The sequence below is a fragment of the Streptomyces sp. NPDC031365 genome (assembly GCF_055569765.1).
The window spans coordinates 308,459-328,931 of the sequence record NZ_JBVIIM010000003.1; the positions used below are offsets into that span (position 1 = coordinate 308,459).

Below are 20,473 nucleotides of genomic sequence, written 5' to 3' on the forward strand. Positions count from 1 at the left end.
CTGCCATGCCCCTCGACACCCCGATGAAACAGTCGTGTTGGAGGGGGTTATCGTCTCGGGCATGGATCATCGGGGAGAGTTTCGCCGGGCAGCTCTTGAGTCGGGTGTCCCGGACGACGAGGTCAGCAGATTCAGCCGGCACCTTCGTTTGTCGATCGGGTTGTCCGGGGCGGGCGGTGGTCATCCGGTCGGGCAGTTCGGTGGGTTGCCCCGGCTGCCGGTGGGCATGAAGTGGCCCTCCGCCGGGGACATTCCGTTGCCGTTGCTCTTCTCCGTCGATTGTGGGGCACTGCCGAGAATCGACGGCTTCGACCTTCCACGGGACGGGACGCTGCTCTTCTTCGTGGACCAGGAGATGGACCACGAGGACCGTTCCGGGAGGTACGCGCACGTCGTGTATGTACCGGACGGCACTGAGACCGCGGTCGCGAAAGCCCCCGACTCCGTGCGTGTCCGCGACCGGTTCGACCTCGGCGCCGAGCTCAGAGCCGAATTGCCCCTTTGGCTCCAGGAGGGCGACGACGACTGGCACGAGTACTGGGAGGATCACGATTGGGAGGACATGTCACCCTTCCAGCAACAGTTGGTCCGGTACATGGAGAACGACCTGCCGCACCTGGACGAACTCCGGGACCTGGCCTACGGCCTCTGGTCGTCCGACGCCGGCGTTTTCATCGGCGGGTATGCCGATGACGAGGTGATCAACAGCATTGCGGAGCAGACTCTCGCGGGACGCGAGAAGGCGGGCGACATCCCAGCCATCCCGGTCGCGACATGGCATTCCCACCTGGAGAAGGAAAAGCACCGGCTGACGAGCGAATGGATATCGCTCGCCGGTGAAGCCCACGTCTACGAGGAGTACTACACGAGTTTCGTGATCCGCCACGACGACTTGGCCGCCGCTCGGGTGGACAAGGCGCTGCCCGTGACCACTTTCGAGGCCCCGTGACCGGGTTCGACGCATCTCCACCACTGAGCGTTTCCCCATCCGCGCTACTGGCTGGACAGTTGGGCTGAAAGACAGGTGAAGCCCGTGGTGGATGGGCTTTCGACCAGGAAACCGTCTCCACGAGAGGCTCCGTGGGTACGTCCATCCTTCCGGCCCCGGTGGAGGGCCGGGGCCGGCGCGGCCGGCGTCGGACATCACGCTGCGCGAGATCCCCCGCTCCCCATCGCGGACAGACACATCCGGGACCAGCGTGACGAGATGCCGCACGTCTGCGAGGCCACCACGAAGGCGTGCCGCTGCTTCGGGATGCTCACCGAGGAGACCGAGGAGCCGTTGCCCTTGTTTCAGCGCTGAAAGTTTCCGCCGCCCGGTTCCCAAGTTTCCAGGCCATCCGCTCTTACAGTGGACCAGACCACCAGAGAGGAACGAAGGCTCTTTACAGGCCTGGAATCTACGTGCGTAACTAATGACGCGCGCACGTCAATCAGCTCGTCGCTGAGTACAGATCTGCCCAGGTGGCAGCGGCCGACGTCACCTCCTTCGCCCATCCCCACATGTGTCAGGAGGAAGTCCCCCATGCTCTCTCTCCCCAGCCCTCACAGACGGATCGTCACGGCACTCGGCGTCCTCGGCGCCGCCCTCGCGCTGACGGCCACCACCACCGGCGGTGCGACCGCCGCACCGCAGCCCGATCGGGACCGCGTCAACGTGGAACCCGGCGAGGCGTACATGGGTGTGGGCGCCCGCATCCACGAGGGCATCCCCGCCGGCGAACCGTCGATGGGCGTCATGGCTCCGACCGACGGCGTCCAGGGCATCGACGTCTCGCACTGGCAGGGCGGCATCAACTGGTCCTCGGTGCGCGGCTCCGGGATCCAGTTCGCCTGGATGAAGGCGACCGAGGGCACCAGCTACAAGGACCCGAGCTTCAACGCCAACTACCCCGCCGCCTACCACGCCGGCGTGATCCGCGGGGCGTACCACTTCGCGCGCCCCAACGTCTCCAGCGGCGCCACCCAGGCGAACTACTTCGTCAACAACGGCGGCGGCTGGTCGCGCGACAACCTGACCCTGCCCGGCGTCCTGGACATCGAGCACAACCCGTACGGGGCGATGTGCTACGGACTGTCCACCACGCAGATGCGCAGCTGGATCAACGACTTCTACAACACGTACAAGTCGCGCACGAGCCGTGATGTCGTCATCTACACGACGGCGAGCTGGTGGAACACCTGCACCGGCAACTGGACCGGCATGTCCACCAAGAGCCCGCTGTGGGTGGCGCACTGGACCTCCGCGTCCTCCCCCACCATCCCGAGCGGATTCCCCACCTGGACGGTGTGGCAGTACACCAGCACCGGGTCGGTCGGCGGCGTCGCCGGCAACGTGGACCGCAACAAGTTCAACGGCTCCCGCGACCGGCTCCTGGCGCTCGCCAACAACACGTGACGGCGTAGGCCCTGTCACACACGCGATCACGCGGTGGGGGGGGGGGGGGCCCCCCCCCGCCCCCCCCCCCCCCCCCCCCCCCCCCCCCCCCCCCCCACCACCGCCCCCCCCCCCCCCCCCCCCCCCCCCGCGCACCCCCCCCCCCCCCCCCCCCCCCCCCCCCCGCCTCCCCCACCCCCTCCCCCTGAGAACGAGGAGTGATCGTGCTTCCCGAGAACGCTTCACGGCGCCGCGTCCTGCTGGCCGGTGCGGCCGGTCTGGCCGCCGCCACCGCCCTGCCGGGTATCGCGCGGGCCCAGGACACCGAAGCCGTCGAGCCGGACATCGACTCCACCGCGGCCTGGAGCGCCCGCTCCCCGCAGGGCAGCATCAGCCTCCTCCAGTACCGGCCGAGCAGGATCGTCATCCACCACACGGTGAGCACCAACTCCACCGACTTCTCCCGCGCCCAGGCGCACGCTCACGCCCACTGGGTCCAGGACCTGCACATGGACAAGAACGGCTGGGTCGACACCGGTTACCACTTCCTGGTCAGCCGGGGCGGCTGGATCACCGAAGGCCGGCACGGCAGCCTCCAGGCGCTCGCCGGAGGCCGGAACTTCGTCCTCGGCGCCCACACCTCCGGCCAGAACAACCAGGCCGTCGGCATCGCGTGCGAGGGCGCCTACCACGCGGGCGCGGTGCCGCCGGGTGCCCAGTGGGACGTCCTGGTGACCCTGTGCGCCTACACCTGCACGCGGTACGGCATCCCCTCCGCACAGATCTACGGCCACAAGGACTACGGCGACACGCTCTGCCCAGGCGTCTACCACGACATGCTGCCCCGGCTGCGGGCGGAGGTGGCGGCGGCCCGGGTGGCGTAGCCGGACACGGCTCACGCGGATCGACGACTCCGACGCCGGGTCCCGCACGGTGCGGTCCGGCCGAGTTCCTGACGCCTGGCAGGAGAGGGCGGCCGGTCAGTTCCGGTTCGCCTCATCCCTGGTGGTCGGCCACGGCGAGGGTGTGCTCGACGAGGTCGCGCAGCTGGGAGCGGGCAGTGACGCCCAGCTTGGGGAAGCTGCGGTAGAGGTGCGAGCCGACCGTGCGCGGGGAGAGGAAGAGCTTCTCGCCGATCTCGCGGTTGGTCAGTCCCCGGGCGGCGAGCCTGATGATCTGCTGCTGTTGCGGGGAGAGTTCGGCGACCGCGTCGGGGGCGGTGTCCGTGACGTCCAGGCCGGCGGCGCGCGATTCGGCCCGGGCACGCTCGATCCACGGGCGCGCGCCCAGACGCCGGAAGGTTTCCAGCGCCTCGGTGAGCGGTGCTCGCGCCTCCGCGATGCGTCGGCGGCGCCGCAACCATTCGGCGAGGTCCAGGAGGGTCTGGGCGCGCTCGAACGGCCAGTGTTCCAGCACCGGGTCGGCCAGGGCCGCCCGGAAGTGCCGCTCGGCGTCCTCGGGGTCCGCCAACAGGCCGCGGGCGCGGCTGATCAGCGCGCGCAGGCGGGGCGAGGCGCCCGCGTCGAGGGTGCGTGCGGCGCGCTCGACGATCGCGGCGGCCTCCTCGCGCCGGCCGCTGCGCGCGGCGGCGGCGGCCAGGTCCGCGAGGGCCGGACAGGAGGCGTGGTAGTGCACGGGTGCGCCGTCTGCCCCGAAGACCGAGCGGAGTTGGTCGTAGGCCACCTCGTGCGCGCCTTCCGCGAGGGCCGCGGCGCCGAGTGCGCGACGGGCGTAGACGGCGACCGAGCGGCTCTCCAGCGGGTCGATCAGGGCGAGCGCGTCCTCGGCCCGGGCGCGGGCTGCCGTCGGGTCGCCCTGGTAGGCCAGCACGGTGGCGTCCACGGCGGCCGCGCATGCCACGGCGTGGTCGAGGCCGGTCGTCGAACCGAGCGCGCTGCTGCGGGCGCACGCCTCCCGGGCCCGCCCCCACTTTCCCTGTTCCACGTAGCTCCAGGCGGCCGCGCCGCCCAGCCCCTCCGGCAGCGGTCCGCGCATGCCCCAGTGGTCGAAGGCCCGGTCGAAGGCGCGGACGGCCTGCGGGGTCTCGTCCAGCAGCCACGCCATGATCGCGACAGCGGTCAGCCGGGCGGGGCTGTGTCGTGCCTCGGCCGCCATCCGCGGGAGCAGCGGGAGCAGTTCGGCCCTGGTGGCGAACGGGTCGGTCACGGCCCGTATCCAGGTGCGCGCCCACGACCGTGACGCGTCCTCGGGAATGCTCCGCAGGACGGCGTCGACGCGTTGCCGCTGGGCGTCCTCCCCGCAGTAGAAGCGGACCACGGCGGCGGCGGCCAGGAGGTCGAGCGCGGTGGCGGGCCGTGTGGGGGCCAGCTCCTCGGCGGCGTCGGCCAGTCGGGGGAAGACCACGGTGTGGCGCACGGTCAGTACCGCCAGTCGCCCGGCCTGCGCGGCGGCGCCCGCCAGCAGCGACGCGTCGTCGGTGCGCGCCCGTACCGCGGAGACGATTTCCTCGACCCAGGCGAGGTCACCGGTGAGGACGGCCTGCGCGGCGGCCTCGACGAGGAGCCGGGCACCGTCCTCGCGCGGTGCGAGGTCCGCGGCGCGCTGCAGGGCCCTGGCCGCCGCCTCGTGGCCGCCGCGGCGCCGGGCCCGGTCGGCGGTCCGTTCCAGCTCCGCCGACACCGCCGCGTCCGGGGACGTGGCCGCCGCGGCGAGGTGCCAGGCCCGCCGGTCCGGCTCGTCCCGCAGCGCCTCGGCGAGTGCGAGGTGGGCCGCGCGCCGGTCGTCGACGGGCACGGCGTGGTACACGGCCGACCGGACCAGGGGGTGGCTGAACCGGAGGCCGCGGCCGGTGCGCCGGAGCAGTCCGGCCCGCTCGGCGGGTGGCCATGCGTCGTCCTCGGCGTCCGGCAGCGCGGCCGGGACGGCGGCGGTGTCGGCGGTGTCCATGGCGGCCAGCAGCAGCAGGGCGCGCGTGGTGGAATCCGGCAGGCCGTTCAGGCGATCCGCGAAGATCCGCTCCAGGTGATCGGCGACGGGGAGCGGACCTGCGGACGGCGGGCCGGCGGACGGCGGCCCCCCGGGTGTCGCGTGCGCGGTGGCCGTCTTCACCAGTTCGGTCAGTGCCAGCGGGTTGCCGTCGGCCTGGGTGAGGATCCGTCTCCTCGTCCTGCCGGTGGGGGGCTGCGGCCGCAGGTCCAGCAGCCTGCTGGCCGCGTCGCCGTCGAGGGGCCCCAGGGTGAGTGTCGCCGCGTGCCGGCCGAACCCGGGGAGGGGGTCGCCGACGCGGGCCGCGACCAGCATCGTGACGGGTTCGTCCGCCAGCCGCCGGGCCGCGAAGGACAGTGCGTCCAGGGACGCGCGGTCGAACCACTGCGCGTCGTCCAGGACCACGACCAGGGGCCCTCGGTCCCCCAGGGTGGAGAGCAGGCCCAGGACGGCGACGCCGATCAGCATCAGGTCGGCTTCCACCGGTGCCGGTCCAGCGCCGAACGCGCCGCGCAACGCCGCGCGTTGCCTGTCCGGCAGCCCGTCCACCTCGTCCGACACCGGCCGCAGCAGCTGATGCAGGGCGGAGAAGGCGAGGCTCGACTCCGTCTCGCTGCCCTCGGCGCGCAGCACACGAGCACCGCTCGCTCCGGCCCGGCGCACCGCACGGTCCAGCAGCGCGCTCTTTCCCGTGCCCATGTCGCCGAGCAGCATCAGGACCGGCTCGGCCGACGCCGGGTCCACCGCACGGAAGAGGCGGGCCAGTTCCACGTCCCGGCCGACGATCGGCTCTTCCTCGTCGGACTCCGGTCCGGCAACCGCACGGGGGCCGCCTGCGTGTGCGTCCACGGGGCCTCCAGGAACGGTGGCTCTTCGATCGGAGCCGTCTCGCCATGCCGTCGCCCAGGCTACAAGCAGCCCGGACCGGGGCCCGGACGTGCGGATGGGTGCAGTCACGTGACGGATACCGCGTGTCCCAGGGCCGCCCGTACCGTTCCGGAAAGGCCTCCGAATTCTTGGGAATTTCTATGGAACAGATCACGCTCGGCAATGTCACGATCACCCGGGTCTGGGAATATTACGGCTCCGTCGACATGACGCCCGACACCTTCTTCCCGGAAAGCCCGAAGGAAGTCTGGGACGACGGCGGCTCATGGCTGGCCCCGCATTTCCTGGATTCCGACACCAATATCGTCAATACCGCGCTCCAGACCTGGCTGCTGCGCAGCGAGGGCAGGACCATCCTGGTCGACACCGGCGTGGGCAACCACAAGGACCGCCCGTACGTGCCCCTCTGGAACCGCCTCGAAACGGGCTTCCTGGCCAATCTCGCGCGCGCCGGTGTCGCGCCCGAGGACGTGGACGTCGTGATCAACACCCATCTCCACATCGATCACGTCGGCTGGAACACGTACCTGGACGGGCGGCAGTGGGTTCCCACCTTTCCCAACGCCACCTATCTGATGCCGAAGGACGACTTCGACTTCTGGAATCCGGAGAACGGCCACAAGCCGCTCCTCGGCCGCGGCAACCAGAACGTTTTCGAGGACAGTGTGGCCCCGGTGCACCGGGGCGGCCGGACGCTGCTGTGGGAGAAGAGCCACCGGATCGACGGGAGCCTGCGCCTGGACGCGGCTCCCGGACACACCCCCGGCTCCTCCGTACTGACGCTCGCCTCCGGGACGGACCGCGCGGTGTTCGTCGGCGACCTGCTGCACAGCCCGGTACAGATCCTCGAACCGGACGCCAACAGCTGCTTCTGCGAGGACCCCGCGGGCGCCCGCGCCACCCGCCGCAAGGTGCTGGGCTGGGCGGCCGACAACAACGCACTCGTGATCCCCGCGCACTTCGGCGGTCACGGTGCCGCCGAAGTCGTGCGTGAGGGAAGCAAGTTCGCCATCAAGGGCTGGGCTCCGTTCGCCCCGTACACCCAGCAGGGCTGAGGCCCGCGGAGAGGCATCACTGTGAACCACCACCCCGAACCCCTCGTGACCACGGCGGAGGGGACCGTCCGCGGCCTGCGCCGGAACGACGGCACCGCCGCCTTCCTGAACATCCCCTACGCCGCCCCGCCCCGCGGCGCCGGCCGGTTCGCGCCGCCCCGGCCGCACGGGCCGTGGGACGGCGTACGGGACGCCACCGTGCCGGGTCCCAACGCGCCGCAGTCCGAGCGCAAGCTCGGCAGTGTCGACATGTCCCCCTACTTCGGCACCGGTTGGAGCCGCGGCGAGGACTACCTCACCGTGAACGTCTTCACGCCCGGCGGCGCGGACGGCGGCCTGCCCGTCATGGTGTTCGTCCACGGCGGCGGATTCGTCGCCGGATCGACGCGGTCCGCGCTGTACGACGGCTCCGCCTTCGCCCGTGACGGGGTCGTCCTCGTCACCCTCAACTACCGGCTCGGCATCGCCGGGTTCCTCGATCTCTCCGGGGCGCCCGCCAACCGCGGCCTGCTCGACGTCGCCGCCGGTCTGCGCTGGGTGAGGGAGAACATCGCCGCCTTCGGCGGTGACCCGGACCGTGTCACCCTCTTCGGCCAGTCGGCCGGGGCGACCATCGTCGGCGGAGTCCTCGCCACCCCCGAAGCCACGGGGCTCTTCCGCCGGGCGATCGTCCAGAGCGGCAGCGGCCTGGGCGCGTTCACCACCGAACAGGCCGCCCGCGTCACCGGGGCGGCCGCCGCGCACCTGGGTGTCGAGCCGCACGTCGACGCCTTCGCCGGCATCTCAGACGAGCGCCTGGTCGAGGCCGCCACCCGGCTCGCGGGCATCGACCTGCGCACCAACACGCACCACGACCCGCTGATCGGGCTCAGCCCCTTCAGCCTGGTCCTGGACACACAGCCCGCCGAATCCGTCGCCACGGGCATCGGCGCCGGCGTCGACCTGCTCATCGGGACCAACACCGAGGAGGGAAACCTCTACCTGGTCCCTATGGGCACGTACGCCACCTCGACCGCCGCGGACGTCGACACCACGGCGGCACGCGCGCACCCGGAGCCGGCGCGGCTCGTCGAGACATACCGGAAGACACGGCCCGGGGCGTCCTTCGGCGAGCTGCGGTCCGCCGTCATGGGCGACGCGCTGTTCGGCGCGGGCAGCTGGGCCCTGGCCGACGCGCACGCCGCCCACCTGGAGTCCGCCACCTTCGCCTACGAGTTCGCCTGGCGCTCCCACGCCCTCGAAGGACAGCTCGGCGCCACCCACGCCATGGAGCTGCCCTTCGTCTTCGGTCTCGCACACCTCCCCCAACTGCACGGCCCCACCGCCCTGCTCGGCCCCGACACGCCCCCAGCGGATCTCGCCGCCCGCACGCACGAGGCCTGGATCCGGTTCGCCGGCACCGGCGCCCCCGGCTGGGACCCGTACGACACCGGGCGCCGGACCACCATGCGCATCGACTCCGAGTGGACCCGGACCGACGACCCCCGCGGCCGGGAACGACGGGCATGGATCTGAATACGGTGCGTCCGTGGGCACGTGCTCCGAGCGGTGGGGGCGTTGCCGTCGGGCACGGTGGCGGCAGTTCCATCTCCGGGGCGCGCTCTCGCGCGTGCCCCGGAGACGGCCACCGTGTGGCCCGGGGCGGGGTCCACGGTCCCCGGCCGGGCCACCGTGTGGCCCCGGGGCGGGGTCCACGGTCTCCGGCCGGGAGCCGTCCCTCCCGGCCGGAGACGTCAACGGGGCTCAGCCCTTTTCGGCGATCCGGGCCAGCCGCCGCGCCTCCGCGCGGGTCGAGCGGGCGATCGCGTCCTCGTCGGCCGTGAGCAGCCGGCCGTCCTCCACGATCTGGCGGCCGTTCACGAAGGAGGCGGTGACCGGGGCCGCCGCGCCAAGGACCAGCGCGGTCACCGGGTCGGCGATGGAGGCGTGCGCGAGGGTGTCCATCCGCCACAGCACCAGGTCGGCGAGCTTGCCGGGCTCCAGGGACCCGATCTCGCCCGCCCGGCCCAGCACTTGGGCTCCGCCGTAGGTGCCGAGCCGCAGCGCCTGCCGGGCGTTCAGGGCCGCCTCGCGGTGGGCGCCGAGACGGTTGACGAGCAGGGCGTTGCGCAGTTCGGTGTGGAGTTCGCCGGACTCGTTGGAGGCCGTGCCGTCCACGCCGAGGCCCACGGGGACGCCGGCCGCGAGCATGTCGGGGACGCGGGCGATACCGGCGGCGAGACGGGCGTTGGAGGAGGGACAGTGGGCGACGCCGGTCCCCGTACGGGCGAAGGCGGCGATGTCGGAGTCGTTCATGTGGACGCAGTGCGCCATCCACACGTCCTCGCCGAGCCAGCCGGTGGACTCGAAGTAGTCGGTCGGACCCATGCTGAACAGTTCGTGGCAGAACTTCTCCTCCTCCACGGTCTCCGAACCGTGGGTGTGCAGGCGCACACCAAGACGCCGAGCCAACTCGGCTCCCTGACGCATCAGTTCGGTGGAGACGGAGAAGGGTGAGCAGGGGGCTACGGCGACCTGGGTCATGGCGTCGAAGGAGGTGTCGTGGTGTCGGCGTACCGTGTCCTCGGTGGCGGCGAGCGCGTCGTCGAGGGTCTCGACGGCGAAGTCCGGGGGCAGCCCTCCGTCCTTCTCGCCGCGGTCCATGGAGCCGCGGGCGAGGGTGAAACGGACGCCCATGTCCCGGGCGGCGCCGATGATCGCGGCGGACAGATCGCCGGTGCCCCGCGGGAAGACGTAGTGGTGGTCCATGGCGGTGGTGACGCCGCCGCGCGCCATCATCACGAGCGAGCCCTGCGCCGCCGCGCGCACCATCGGCTCGTCGATGCGGGCCCAGGTGGGGTAGAGGGCGACCAGCCAGTCGAACAGGTTGTGGTCGGTGGCCAGCCCCCGGGTGATCCACTGGTAGAAGTGGTGGTGGGTGTTGACCAGGCCGGGGGTCACCAGATGTCCGGTGGCGTCGATCCGGCGTACGACGTTCTCCAGCCCTTCGGGGGCCCTGCCGGTGCCGAGCGATTCGACGCGGTTTCCGGCGAGGACGAGGTGACCGGAGGCGTACTCGGTGTCCTTCGCGTCGACGGTCGCGATCGCGCAGTTCTCGATGACGGTGCGCCGGTCTGCTGCCATGGTCCGTCCTTTTCGCTTGCGTGGAGAGGGCACGGCAGGACCCTGGGAGTTTTGAGTGCCGTGGCCGGGGTGGTGTGAAGTGGGGCGGTGTGGTGTGGCGTATGTGTTCCCCGGCCACGGGTGCCGAAATACGGTGCGGTCAGAGGTTGGTGAGATCCGCCGGGATCCGCGCCTCGCAGCCGTCCCGCAGGACGGTGCCCTCGATCAGGCCGTACGGGCGGTCGGCGGCGACGTACACGGCTCCGTCGGCGGTGTCGTTCTTCAGCCCGAACGGCTCCAGGTCCACCAGGAAGTGGTGGCTGTTGGGGAGGGAGAAGCGCACCTCGTCCACCTCGGCGCGGTGGTCGATGATCCGCGCGCCCATCTGGTACAGCGTCTGTTGCAGCGAGAGGGAGTAGGTCTCGGCGAAAGCTTGCAGCAGGTGCTTCCTGACCTCCTCGTAGGACGCCTCCCAGTCGGGCATCCGCTCCGCGTCGCCGGTCCAGTTGAACCGCCAGCGGGCGGAGACCGAGGTGGCGAGGACACGGTCGTGGGCTTCCTTGAGGGTCGTGTACTTGTCCTTGACGTAGCCCCGGAACTCGGAGTCGGTGGAGTTCAGCACCGTCAGGTCCTTCAGGCCGGAGACGACCTCCCACGTCTCACCGTCGTAGGTGACCTGGGTCAGCCGGGTCTCCTGGCCCCTGCGGACGAAGGAGTGTTCGCCCTCCCGTCCGTCGGAGGTCGCTATGCGCTCCCAGTCGTACTCCTCGATGCGTATGCGTGCCCGGTGGATGGGCTGCTGCGAGGTGACGAAGTGGCGGGCGAGGTGGATGCCGAACCGTTCGGCCGACTCGACGCCGTGCTCCTTGGCGAAGGCGAACACCGTGTTCTTGGTGGTGTCGGTCGGCAGGACGTTCGCGTTCGATCCGGAGTAGTGGACCTCCTCCATGTCGCCGGAGAGGGCGACGGAGACGTTGAGGTCCTTGATGTGGTGGGTGGCGCCGTCCCGTGTGATCTTTACGACCCGGTTCTCGGCCTTGCCGTACTGGTTCTGTCCCAGGATCGTGGGCATGGTGTGCTAGCTCCCTCGGTAAACGGAGTAGCCGAACGGGTTGAGCAGCAGCGGTACGTGGTAGTGCTCGCCCGGCACGACGGCGAACGTGACCGTCACCTCCGGGAAGAACACTCCGGCGCCGCTGTCCCGGTGCGCGGGGGCGTCCTGCTGCGTCTCGGCTTGCTTCTTCGCGTCCTTCTCCTCGAGGTACGGCTCCACGGCGAAGTCGAGCCGTACGTGGGTGGTGCCCTCCGGCGGGGCCGGCAGGTCCTTGCACCGCCCGTCCGCATCGGTCACGGAGCCGCCGAGCGCCCGCCAGTCCGCGTCCCGGCCCGCACGGGAGGAGAGGTGGACGGCGACGCCCCCGGCGGGGCGGCCGACGCTGGTGTCCAGGATGTGCGTGGACACGGAGGCGGTGGTGTCGGTGCTCATGTGCGTCAGTCCTCTCCGGCGTCGGCTGCGGCGTCGGCTTGTGCTCCGGCACCGTCTCCGGCTTCGGCGTCCGCTTCCACTTCGAGCAGACGGGCCAGCCGGATACGGTTGATCCTGCCCAGTTCGGTGCGCACGATCTCCCGCTCCCGCTCCGGCGTGTTGCCGAGCCGCTCCTTCACGGCGTCGCGCAGCTGCTCGCCGGTCCGGCCGGTGGCGCAGATGAGGAAGACATGGCCGAACCTCTCCTGGTAGGCCAGGTTCAGCTCGAGCATCTCGGCCCTGAGCCCGGCCGCGGCGCCGGCCATCCCGCTCTGCTCCCGGGCGGAGACCGGGTCCCCCGGCCTGGGGCGCCCTATCGGCGGGTGCCCGGCCATCGCCTCCTCCAGGTCCCCCGCGGTCAGTTCCGCCATGGCGGCGTCACTGGCGGCGTACAGGGCTTCGGCGGTGGCGTAGGGGCGGGCGGTGAGCAGTCGCCGGGCCCAGCCCGGGGCCGCGCAGACCTCGTGGAGTGCGGCGAGTGCCGCGTGCTCCTCCAGGGCGTTGAACCGGGCCAGGCCCGGCGGCGTGGATGTCGACGTCACGTGAGCCTCCGTGGCCGCGGGCGGCCGTGTGCTGCGAACGGGCGTGCCGACAGTGAACGCCGTCACGGACCATGCGTCAACAGTTTGTTGAAATATTCCGGTGGAGAAAGGCCGGCCGAGAGAGGGTGTCAGGCGCCCTTCTCGCGGTTCAGGTAGTTGTAGACGGTGAAGCGGCTGACTCCGAGCGCGCCCGCCACGGTCTCCACGCCGTGCCGTACGGCGAAGGCGCCGCGCGCCTCCAGGCCGCGTACGATCTCCTGCTTCGCCTTGCGGTCCAGATCCGCCAGCGGCATGCCCCTACGGCGTTCCAGGGCCGCGAGAATGTGGTCGAGGGAGTCCGCGAGCTGCGGCAGGCGTACGGCGACGGCGGCGGTGCCCTCCCAGGAGAGCACGACGTCGTCGGGCCCGGCCTCGTCCGGCGGGAGGAGTTCGCCGCCCATCGCGTCGACCAGCGGTTTCACCGCCGCGATGAACGCCTCCTCGCCGGTACCGGTCACCGGTGGTCCTCCTCGACCACGTTGATCTGGAACGAGACACGGGTGGCGCCGGCCGTCAGGCTCCGGCGCAGCAGCGCCTCCACGGCGGTGAGCACCGCGTCGGCACCGCCCTCGGCGGTGTTGCCGAACGGCCCGACGTCCACCGCGTCCAGTTCCGCCGCCTCGACGACCTCCCGGGCCACCACGGCGTGCGCGGGCGCCTCGTCGAGGTCGAAGGGCTCGGTCGTGAACTCCACTCTCAGTCGCACGGTGCCCCCCATTACCTTCCTGGCCTGTGCTTTCACCCAGATCGTCGCACCGCGGCGGAGCCGGTTCGCCCGCCACGAGGCGACCCTAACCGACCCGGAGACCCTCCGCCCCACCTGGGAACCGGCGAGGCCGGACGCCGTACTCAGGGCCGCGGGCAGGTGTTCTCCCCCGGTTGCTGGTAGGTGCGGTAGAGCGGTGACCTGTCGCGGCGTTCCTTCGGGAAGGTCACCACGGGAGCGGGCTTGCAGACCGGCCACAGGCCCGCCGCACGCTCCCTCCCGGCGCCCCCCTTCGCGCCGAGACTCTCGTCCGCGAACGTGAAGACACCGCTCGCGCCCGGTACGCAGCCCGCGGCGCAGGTCTCGAGAGGGCTGCCGCGGCGCAGCTCGTCGTAGACGTCGTTGTGGGTCACGGCGTCGATGTCGCTGTCCCGGGCCGCCGCCACGGCGGTGCCCACGGCGGTGAGCGCATCGTGGTACATGACCGCGTAGCCGTCGTTGAGGGCGTCGGGACCTTCCTCGGTGAAGAAGCCGTCGTAGGAGTCGGTGAAGCGGGCGAAGGCCTTCGGGATCCGTTCGTCGCCGTCGTCGCCCGCCCGCCAGCGGGGTGCGTCCACTGCGGCGGCGGTGACGATCTCGATGTTGTTGCGTTCGGCGATCCGGCGCATCGCGTCGGTCTCGGTGACGGGGTCACGGCCGGTGCTGACGCGCAGGATGCGCAGCGGTTCGTCGTCCGGGCCGCGGTCGCAGGAGCTGGTGCGGTCGATGGTCTCCAGGAAGGGCGGCAGATCGGCGTCGCGGCCGGCCAGGAACACGGTGCGGGCGTCGACCGCGCACATCGCGGACACCGCCCGCCGGAAGATCTGCGGAGTGCCCCGCGCCGGTCCCTTGATGCCCTGGTAGGTCTCGGTCCGCCGCTCCACCTCGTCGGGTGTGATCCCGTAGCGCGCGCCGAACTCGCGGCGGAAGACGCGGCGCAGGTTGGCGACGTAGTTGTCGTCCCGGTCGTCGGCGATCATGAACGTGTTCTTCCGGTCCACCCGGTTCGCGCTCACATAGCGCTGGAGCGCGTCGACGAACTGGTCGGTGGAGGGCGAGACCTTGAACAGGTAGGGGTCCTCCATGTCGCGGGAGCTGAGCACGGCGCTGACTGCCGGGATCCGCGCGGGTCCCAGACCCTCCCGGACGGCGGCGAGCGTGGCGTCGTCGCTGTTGGGGAAGCCGATGGCGGCGACGACCGGGGCCTCGCCGCCGCGCCGTGCGGTCAGCGCGCCGGTCACGGGAGGCCAGTGGCTCAGGTCCTCGCCGACGTTGGCGAAGAGCAGCTGGACGGCGGTGTCGCCGGTGGCGGGGCCGTGGTTGTGGGCGTGCTGCGCGACGTAGGCGCCTTGGAGGGAGTGCCGGATCAGCTCCTTCGACATGGCCGCGCCCGGCTCTCGCGAGGTGTACGGCATGACGACGGCGACGCTCACCACCGGCTTGCCCGAGCCGCGCGCGGCCCGGTTCTCGGCTTCGATCCGGCCGAGTACGTCCGTGAGGCCGGGGGTGAAGCCGTACGCCTGCGAGGTGACGCCGACGCACTCCCGCCCGGGTCCGGTCCGCCGCAGCTCCCGGTCGGCGGTGCAGTAGTCGCGGTGCTGCCGGTAGCTGTCCAGGCCCCACCACGCCCCCGTCGTGATCAGGGCGGCGACCAGCGTCCACAGGGCCACCACGTCGACCAGGCCGAGTACGCGGAAGCGGAGCCGTCCCGGCAGCCAGCTCCAGGTCCGCCGGTCCCGCGGCCTCACCGTGCCGCTCCCGCGTCCGGGCGGCCGTCCTGCCAGCGGCGGTCCAGGGGCCAGTCCTCGCCGTTCCTGACCGAGCGGGGCCAGCGGATGGCGGCCTGGGCGAGGACCGCCCGGCCGGTCAGGTGCTGGGCGGACAGGAAGGACAGGTCCTGTCCGATCCGGTCGACCAGGGGCCGGTCGGCCTCGGCCAGTTCGTCCGCCGCGTACCACAGGGCGTGCAGCAGCCGGTTGATCGCCTGCTTCTCCAGGCCCGCGCCCGGGTCGGCGCGCAGATGGGCCAGGTCCCGGCTGCCCCGCGCGACCTCCTGGCACCGCGCGAACCAGGCGTCTCCCGGAGGGCGTGGCGCATGGGCGACGGTGCGCAGGGCGTGCAGCCAGTCGAGCGCGTCGCCGTCCGGGCGGACGAACTCCGCGTACAGCCGGTCGACGACCTCCTGCGCCTCCCCCGCGGCCAGCCGGTGCCACAGGAAGCGGGCCCGTTCGTCGCGCGCGGCACGCCCCGTCCGGCCCTCGGCGCGCCGCCGGTGGTGCTCGGCGAGCAGGGCGTGCGCGCCGGACCAGTCGACGCCGCGGCCGCCGCGGCCACTGCGCATCTGGTGCACCAGCAGGGCGCGCAGGAAGCGGTCCGTGATGAAGGGCCGGCTGCCCGGCCCACGCGACCACCGCTCCCGCTCCAGCCGGTCGGCGGCACCGTCGGCCGCGGGCAGTCCGCCGATCCGGCGGGGCACCCACCGCTCGGCCAGCCGCTCGGCGGCCTCCCGGTCCCAGGCCAGGGAGAACAGGCACAGTTCGTCGTGGTTCTCACTGCCGACGAGGGTGTCGAGCAGTCGCCAGACGACGGACTCGCCGGCCCCTCCGGGGTGGACCAGGTCGAGCAGTTCCCCGGCCGCCACCCACTCCCCGGCGCTGGCCCGATCCACCACCGCCTCGCACAGTCGGCGGGCCCCCATGGGATGTCCCCGGGTCAGGTCGTGCAGGGCGCTCGCGATGTACGGGTCGAAGGAGGCGTGGTCGTCGCGTCGGAGCATCCTCTCCAGGTGCTCGCACTCCAGCGGCGGCAGCGGCAGGAGCAGCACACCGGCGGAGGGCGCGGTGGACTCACGGGTCCAGCCGGAGTCGGTGCCGATGTCGGGGAGGGAGCGTCGTGCCGCCTCCGGGTAGGGGGCGTCCTCGCCGTCGGGGGCGTCGCCCCGGGGGTCCGGGCTGTCGTCGCCGTGCAGTTCGGTGGCGATCACGACCATCCGGTCACGGGCACCCCTGTCCGCCCGCTGGTCGAGGAGCAGTTCGAGCAGGTCGCGTCCGGCGTCGGTGTGCGCGTTGTCGAGGAGCACCAGGGGGCGCGGGGTCCGGTTGGCGCGGCGGAAGGGGCCGTAGCGCACGTCCTCGAGGAAGGCGGCCGCCAGCATGCGCTCCACGCCGCGCCGGAAGCCGCGGCCCTGGTGGAACTCCTGGCACAGCCGGGCCACGAACGGTGCGCGCTCGGCGGCCGGCACCGGTCGCGGCTGTCCGGAGGCGCCCGGCGGCAGGCCGCGCAGCCGGTTGTCGGCCTCGCTGCGGTAGGTCTCGTACCAGGCCGTCAGCCGACGGGCGGCGGGCCGGCGGCGCCGGCCGCCAAGGAAGGCGCGTACGGCCGCTTCGGGGAACCACGCGGGGTCGGGGGAGCCGCCGTCGGGTGACGCCGGCAGTGCGTGGCGGAAGAGGGCGTCCCAGGTGGGGCGGGGGCGGGCGTCCGGCGGGACGCCCATCAGGGTGGCCGCGTGCCGGTCGGCCACCCGCAGTTCGCCGTCGTTGCCGGGGCGCCGGGCGGACACCACGGCGAGCAGTCCGGCGGTGGTGCGGGGGAAGCGGAGCCGCCCGAACCCGGCGACGGGGCGGGAGAGCTGGGCGACGAGTTCGACGAGCATCTCCACCGCGTGGGAGTTGTTGGACGTCTCCGGTCCGACGCCGGCCCGCTCCTGGAGCTCCGCGCAGTTGATCCGGGCGAACGGCACGCGTGGGCCGGGCCAGGGGCCGGTGTCGGGCGCGTAGGCCTGCTGGAGGTCGTCGAGCATGGCGCTCTTGCCGGTGCCGTGCCGTCCGCTGAGCAGCACCACGGGCAGGTCGTCGGCGAACTCGTGGTGCGGGACCCTGCGGTGGTGGTCGCGGCTGAGGCCGACCAGTCGCGGCACCAGCCGGCGCAGCACGGGCTGGCGCGCGTACACCTCCGGGATCTGGTTGTCCGCCGTCGGGGCGGGGCCGGAGGAACCGGTCATCCGAGCCTCAGCAGGGAGCTGACAATGTCCGAGACGATGCCGGAGGCCATGTCCCGGCTCATGGAGCCCACGGACCTGGAGCCGGCCTGTGCGAGATCCCGGCTGTGCCGCAGGAAGCGCTCCACGGTGCTCGCGTCGGGCGGGGCGCCGCCGTGTGAGGCCTCGGTGAGTGCCGCGGCGAGTTCCCGCACCTGCCGCACCTCGCTGTCGCTCTCCGACAGGTCGGGGCGGGACGCCTGTACCAGCCTGGCCAGTTGGTCGAAGGAGAGGAACACCCCGGCGCCGTGTTCCATGACGCCGACGTGCACGGGGGCGGGCAGGTCCAGGTGGTCCTTGGCGTACTCCAGGTCCTCCAGGGGGAGTTGCCGTCCGCAGTAGTAGGCCTCGCGCGACCAGAGGAAGTCCTCCGCGCCGGACCCGCCCTCGTGGTACTTACCGGACCGGTCCCACCAGGCGAACAGGGCCGCCTTGGCGTAGCGGCGCCGGGTTTCACGGTCGGCGTACGCCTCGTCCCAGACGCGGGCCTCGGCGAGCCCCGTGGGCGTGGGGCTGACCAAAGGTGGCACGGCGCCGGAGTCGTTGTGGACGGCTATCCAGCCGAGCGCGGAGAGGCGTTCCACGACGCCCTCCACCAGCTCCAGGGTGCAGCGTTCGTGGTGGGCGTAGGCGGAGCCGGCCACGCGGCGCCCCTCGACTCCCCCGGTCTCCTCGCGAAGCCACAGCAGGAACCGCCCGGACGCGGCACCTGTCTCGTCGTAGACCGGTGAGAGCCCGTTCGTGGGCACCGCCCCGGATCTGATCATCGTCGTCCCCCACCTCTCGTGACCAGCCTGGCGGTCGCCTTCCCAGAATTGTGATGTCAAACACGTCACAAATGACGTGGGGTCGCCACCCTCTTGACGGCCTCTCTTCGCCAGGGGCAACCTTTCCATTTAGTAGAAATTAAATTCCACTATACGGAATTCAAGGAGTCCATCAGGAAGGGGCGCGACCCGATGGGATTCGCGGAGCAGCGCTTCACCGTCAACCTCTCGATCCTCTTCGCGGAACTCCCGCTCCTGGAGCGCCCCTCGGCCGCCGCCGCGGCCGGCTTCACCGCGGTCGAGCTGTGGTGGCCCTGGGCGGACTCCCCCACTCCCGAGCGGTCCGAGACGGACGCCCTGCGGAGGGCGGTCCACGACGCGGGCGTACGGCTCACGGGCCTGACTTCTACGCCGGACGGCTGCCCGGTCCCGACCGCGGCGCCCTGTCCGTCCCCGGTGAGGAGTCGGAGCGGTTCCGCGCCAACATCGACGTGACTCCTTCTTCGACCTGAGGGGAGGAGCCCGCCGGCCGTCGCGGCCGCCGCGGTCCCGAGCCCGGATTCCCTGCCCGCGCCCGGGTGCGGACGGCACGCCCTCCGCGTCCGGGCGCTCACGGCGTTCCGGCGCCCACCCCTTCCGGGTGCGGACACGGGCGGGGAGCACCAGCCTGGAGGCATGTCGCAACCGACGGAGCATCCGCACATCGTGGTGCACTCCCCCGGCCTGGACGGGTCGAGGCGGGTCACCTCCGACGACGAGCCGCTGGGCATCGCCACACACGTCGACGACGTGAGCGAGATCCTGCGGCTGGCCGACCTGTACGTCACCGACGTCGAGGAAACCGATCTCATCGAGTGGCAGGGCGGCGGCCCCGACGACTGGCCGGGACTGTCGGAGCAGCACGAGTCGTGAACGCCGGTACAGCATCGGGCGTACACCGGCTACGGAACCCTCAAATCTAGCTCTGAAGGCGGCCGCGGAAGGCTTCGGCCACCTCTGTTCACGGGCACACTCCTCCCACACGGGGCCCGCCGGCACGGGGGCGGCGGGCCCCGGCTCAGGGGGTGGCATGCCATGAACGGCGGCGCGGGCGTCCGGGGGACGCCGCACGAGATCGCCCTGCTGGCCGGCGGCCCGCGCGCGGCGGTCACCGTCGCCGTCGTCGCCCTGCATCTGCGGGGCGCGGTCGAGGCGGGCGCGCCGGGCACGATATGGGCGGTCGACGGGGAGGCGGGGCAGGCTCTGCCGCCGCTGCCGCCGCCGGGGATGCCGGCCGAGGACGTCCCGGGGCGGGGAGAGGCCCTCACGGGTGCGATGCGGGCGGCGTATCTGGAGAGTGCCGTGTACCACTGCCTGGAGGAACCTTCCGAGGTACGGGAGTTGGTCCGGGATCTCACCGTGCGCTGGGCGGTGGCCGAGGTGCGGGTCGGGCTCGCGGAGGCGGGGATGCTGCGGTATCCGCTGCCGGGCCGGACCAGAGCGGCCCGGCGGCGGTTGCAGGTGCTCCGGAAGGCGTTTCCGATTCCCGCGGCCCGACGCGGTCTTCCGGACCACACCGTGCTCCTCGCCGTCGCCCTGCACGAAGTGGACGCGTTGCGCGTCCTCGTGCCGCGCTTCGCCCTGCGGGCCGGGCTGACCGAGCGGGTGACGCTGCGGGAGCAGCGTCTGCTGCGGCACTCGCCGCGTGGCGGCACGTACGGCAGCGCCGGGCATCTCTACTGCGCAAGCCGTGGAGAAGGGTGCGGTGGCGGTGGGGGCGGCTGCGGAGGCGGCGGCTCGGACTGAAGCCCGCGTCGGGTTCCGCGGGCGGCAGAGCCCGCACGCACGAGCGGTTTCTCGCCCTCGCCGCCCCTTTCCCGTCCCTGGCGGCTGTGCCGGTCCGGGCCGCCCGGAGCGCATCAGGTGGAAGGCCTGCTGGAAGACGCCGGGGACCTGGGCCGCCTCCAGCACGGTCATCGCCATCTTGGTGACCGGCCCCGCGACGGAGGTGATGTCGACGGCCTGGTGGAAGTCCTCCTTGTGGAGCACAGCGGTCGGTGCCTGGCCGGTGACGCACAGGATCGGGACGGAGTCGCCGAAGGCGGAGTACAGACCGGTGATCATGTCGGTGCCGGCCGGTCCGGACGTGCCGACGCAGACGCCGATGTTGCCGGGGCGGGTGCGGGTGTAGCCCTCGGCCATGTGCGAGGCGCCCTCGACATGACGGGCGAGGGTGTGGGTGATGCCACCGGATGCCTTGAGGGCCGCGCAGAAGGGGTTGATCGCCGCGCCGGGGACACCGAACACGTCGGTGACGCCCTCGTGCCCGAGGACCTCAACTGCCGCGCGGAAAGCGGTCATTCGAGCCATCGAGTACTCCTGCTCCGACTGCCGGATTCGCACTCCCGTCGCGCCCTGCGGTGAGCTCCTCCGTCATATGAAATTCCACTTTATGGAATTTCCTTTCTGCTA

17 protein-coding genes and 2 pseudogenes are annotated in these 20,473 nt (G+C 72.1%); 8 read left to right on the forward strand and 11 right to left on the reverse strand.

All coding sequences use genetic code 11. The annotated features are described in order from the left end of the window. Nucleotides 1–34: 34 nt before the first annotated feature. The 3 genes from ACZ5C2_RS06710 (at nt 35) to ACZ5C2_RS06720 (ending at nt 3,261) form a co-directional block, all read left to right on the forward strand. The gene (locus tag ACZ5C2_RS06710) at nt 35–949 is read left to right on the forward strand and encodes a DUF1963 domain-containing protein (protein WP_468787293.1); all 915 of its coding nucleotides are present in this window, start codon (nt 35–37) and stop codon (nt 947–949) included. Between the two features lie 576 nt (nt 950–1,525). Continuing rightward, nucleotides 1,526–2,398 carry a lysozyme gene (locus ACZ5C2_RS06715; protein ID WP_468787295.1) on the forward strand — a complete coding sequence of 291 codons (873 nt, stop codon included), beginning with the start codon at nt 1,526–1,528 and terminating at the stop codon, nt 2,396–2,398. 197 nt (nt 2,399–2,595) lie between these two features. Further along, nucleotides 2,596–3,261 (forward strand): peptidoglycan recognition protein family protein, encoded by a 666-nt coding sequence (locus tag ACZ5C2_RS06720; RefSeq protein WP_468787297.1) that lies wholly within the window; start codon nt 2,596–2,598, stop codon nt 3,259–3,261. A 112-nt stretch (nt 3,262–3,373) separates the two neighbouring features. Here ACZ5C2_RS06720 and ACZ5C2_RS06725 read toward each other — a convergent pair whose 3' ends face one another. Beyond that, nucleotides 3,374–6,172 (reverse strand): helix-turn-helix transcriptional regulator, encoded by a 2,799-nt coding sequence (locus tag ACZ5C2_RS06725; RefSeq protein WP_468787299.1) that lies wholly within the window; start codon nt 6,170–6,172, stop codon nt 3,374–3,376. 179 nt (nt 6,173–6,351) lie between these two features. On the opposite strand from ACZ5C2_RS06725, the gene ACZ5C2_RS06730 reads away from it, so the two are divergent. Both ACZ5C2_RS06730 and ACZ5C2_RS06735 read left to right on the forward strand, forming a co-directional pair. Then, a complete protein-coding gene (locus ACZ5C2_RS06730; protein WP_468787301.1) occupies nt 6,352–7,266 on the forward strand; it encodes an MBL fold metallo-hydrolase in 915 nt (304 codons plus the stop codon). A gap of 21 nt (nt 7,267–7,287) precedes the next feature. Beyond that, nucleotides 7,288–8,781 (forward strand): carboxylesterase/lipase family protein, encoded by a 1,494-nt coding sequence (locus ACZ5C2_RS06735; protein ID WP_468787303.1) that lies wholly within the window; start codon nt 7,288–7,290, stop codon nt 8,779–8,781. Between the two features lie 228 nt (nt 8,782–9,009). Here the strand turns inward: ACZ5C2_RS06735 and ACZ5C2_RS06740 are convergent, their stop codons facing one another. From ACZ5C2_RS06740 to ACZ5C2_RS06780, 9 genes are all read right to left on the reverse strand, one after another. Then, nucleotides 9,010–10,389, reverse strand: a complete 1,380-nt coding sequence (locus ACZ5C2_RS06740) for an 8-oxoguanine deaminase (protein ID WP_468787305.1) — start codon at nt 10,387–10,389, stop codon at nt 9,010–9,012. Between the two features lie 139 nt (nt 10,390–10,528). Continuing rightward, nucleotides 10,529–11,440 carry a factor-independent urate hydroxylase gene (gene pucL / locus ACZ5C2_RS06745; RefSeq protein ID WP_468787307.1) on the reverse strand — a complete coding sequence of 304 codons (912 nt, stop codon included), beginning with the start codon at nt 11,438–11,440 and terminating at the stop codon, nt 10,529–10,531. A gap of 6 nt (nt 11,441–11,446) precedes the next feature. Then, nucleotides 11,447–11,854 carry a hydroxyisourate hydrolase gene (gene uraH / locus ACZ5C2_RS06750; RefSeq protein WP_468787309.1) on the reverse strand — a complete coding sequence of 136 codons (408 nt, stop codon included), beginning with the start codon at nt 11,852–11,854 and terminating at the stop codon, nt 11,447–11,449. A gap of 5 nt (nt 11,855–11,859) precedes the next feature. Next, nucleotides 11,860–12,435, reverse strand: a complete 576-nt coding sequence (gene uraD / locus ACZ5C2_RS06755) for a 2-oxo-4-hydroxy-4-carboxy-5-ureidoimidazoline decarboxylase (protein WP_468787311.1) — start codon at nt 12,433–12,435, stop codon at nt 11,860–11,862. Between the two features lie 128 nt (nt 12,436–12,563). After that, nucleotides 12,564–12,932: a helix-turn-helix domain-containing protein gene (locus ACZ5C2_RS06760; protein ID WP_468787313.1), complete on the reverse strand. Its 369-nt coding sequence runs from the start codon at nt 12,930–12,932 to the stop codon at nt 12,564–12,566. Next, entirely contained in the window at nt 12,929–13,180 is a 252-nt protein-coding gene (locus ACZ5C2_RS06765; protein ID WP_468787315.1) for a YkoF family thiamine-binding protein, read from the reverse strand. The genes ACZ5C2_RS06760 and ACZ5C2_RS06765 overlap by 4 nt, the downstream gene beginning before the upstream one ends. A 143-nt stretch (nt 13,181–13,323) precedes the next feature. After that, complete coding sequence (locus ACZ5C2_RS06770; protein WP_468787317.1) at nt 13,324–14,967, reverse strand: hypothetical protein; 1,644 nt, start codon at nt 14,965–14,967, stop codon at nt 13,324–13,326. After that, the gene (locus ACZ5C2_RS06775) at nt 14,964–17,219 is read right to left on the reverse strand and encodes a hypothetical protein (protein ID WP_468787319.1); all 2,256 of its coding nucleotides are present in this window, start codon (nt 17,217–17,219) and stop codon (nt 14,964–14,966) included. The genes ACZ5C2_RS06770 and ACZ5C2_RS06775 overlap by 4 nt, the downstream gene beginning before the upstream one ends. Beyond that, on the reverse strand, nt 17,216–18,022 hold the full coding sequence (locus tag ACZ5C2_RS06780; RefSeq protein ID WP_468787321.1) for a hypothetical protein: 807 nt from the start codon (nt 18,020–18,022) through the stop codon (nt 17,216–17,218). The genes ACZ5C2_RS06775 and ACZ5C2_RS06780 overlap by 4 nt, the downstream gene beginning before the upstream one ends. A gap of 192 nt (nt 18,023–18,214) precedes the next feature. Between ACZ5C2_RS06780 and ACZ5C2_RS06785 the strand changes: the two are divergent. From ACZ5C2_RS06785 to ACZ5C2_RS06795, 3 genes and pseudogenes are all read left to right on the forward strand, one after another. After that, nucleotides 18,215–18,516, forward strand: a pseudogene (locus ACZ5C2_RS06785) (hydroxypyruvate isomerase); the annotation flags it as partial. 181 nt (nt 18,517–18,697) lie between these two features. Next, nucleotides 18,698–18,934: a hypothetical protein gene (locus tag ACZ5C2_RS06790; protein ID WP_468787323.1), complete on the forward strand. Its 237-nt coding sequence runs from the start codon at nt 18,698–18,700 to the stop codon at nt 18,932–18,934. A gap of 162 nt (nt 18,935–19,096) precedes the next feature. Beyond that, nucleotides 19,097–19,807 (forward strand): TIGR04222 domain-containing membrane protein, encoded by a 711-nt coding sequence (locus ACZ5C2_RS06795; RefSeq protein WP_468787325.1) that lies wholly within the window; start codon nt 19,097–19,099, stop codon nt 19,805–19,807. A 90-nt stretch (nt 19,808–19,897) separates the two neighbouring features. Here the strand turns inward: ACZ5C2_RS06795 and ACZ5C2_RS06800 are convergent. Next, nucleotides 19,898–20,371, reverse strand: a pseudogene (locus ACZ5C2_RS06800) (thiamine pyrophosphate-binding protein); the annotation flags it as partial. Between the last annotated feature and the right edge of the window lie 102 nt (nt 20,372–20,473).

What these genes read in the sequence shown, in the direction of transcription:
- ACZ5C2_RS06790 (WP_468787323.1), top strand. Translation starts at nt 18,698, where the DNA reads ATGTCGCAACCGACGGAGCATCCGCACATCGTGGTGCACTCCCCCGGC.
- ACZ5C2_RS06740 (WP_468787305.1), bottom strand. Translation starts at nt 10,389, where the DNA reads ATGGCAGCAGACCGGCGCACCGTCATCGAGAACTGCGCGATCGCGACC.
- pucL (WP_468787307.1), bottom strand. Translation starts at nt 11,440, where the DNA reads ATGCCCACGATCCTGGGACAGAACCAGTACGGCAAGGCCGAGAACCGG.
- ACZ5C2_RS06795 (WP_468787325.1), top strand. Translation starts at nt 19,097, where the DNA reads ATGAACGGCGGCGCGGGCGTCCGGGGGACGCCGCACGAGATCGCCCTG.
- uraH (WP_468787309.1), bottom strand. Translation starts at nt 11,854, where the DNA reads ATGAGCACCGACACCACCGCCTCCGTGTCCACGCACATCCTGGACACC.
- ACZ5C2_RS06775 (WP_468787319.1), bottom strand. Translation starts at nt 17,219, where the DNA reads ATGACCGGTTCCTCCGGCCCCGCCCCGACGGCGGACAACCAGATCCCG.
- ACZ5C2_RS06730 (WP_468787301.1), top strand. Translation starts at nt 6,352, where the DNA reads ATGGAACAGATCACGCTCGGCAATGTCACGATCACCCGGGTCTGGGAA.
- ACZ5C2_RS06780 (WP_468787321.1), bottom strand. Translation starts at nt 18,022, where the DNA reads ATGATCAGATCCGGGGCGGTGCCCACGAACGGGCTCTCACCGGTCTAC.
- ACZ5C2_RS06715 (WP_468787295.1), top strand. Translation starts at nt 1,526, where the DNA reads ATGCTCTCTCTCCCCAGCCCTCACAGACGGATCGTCACGGCACTCGGC.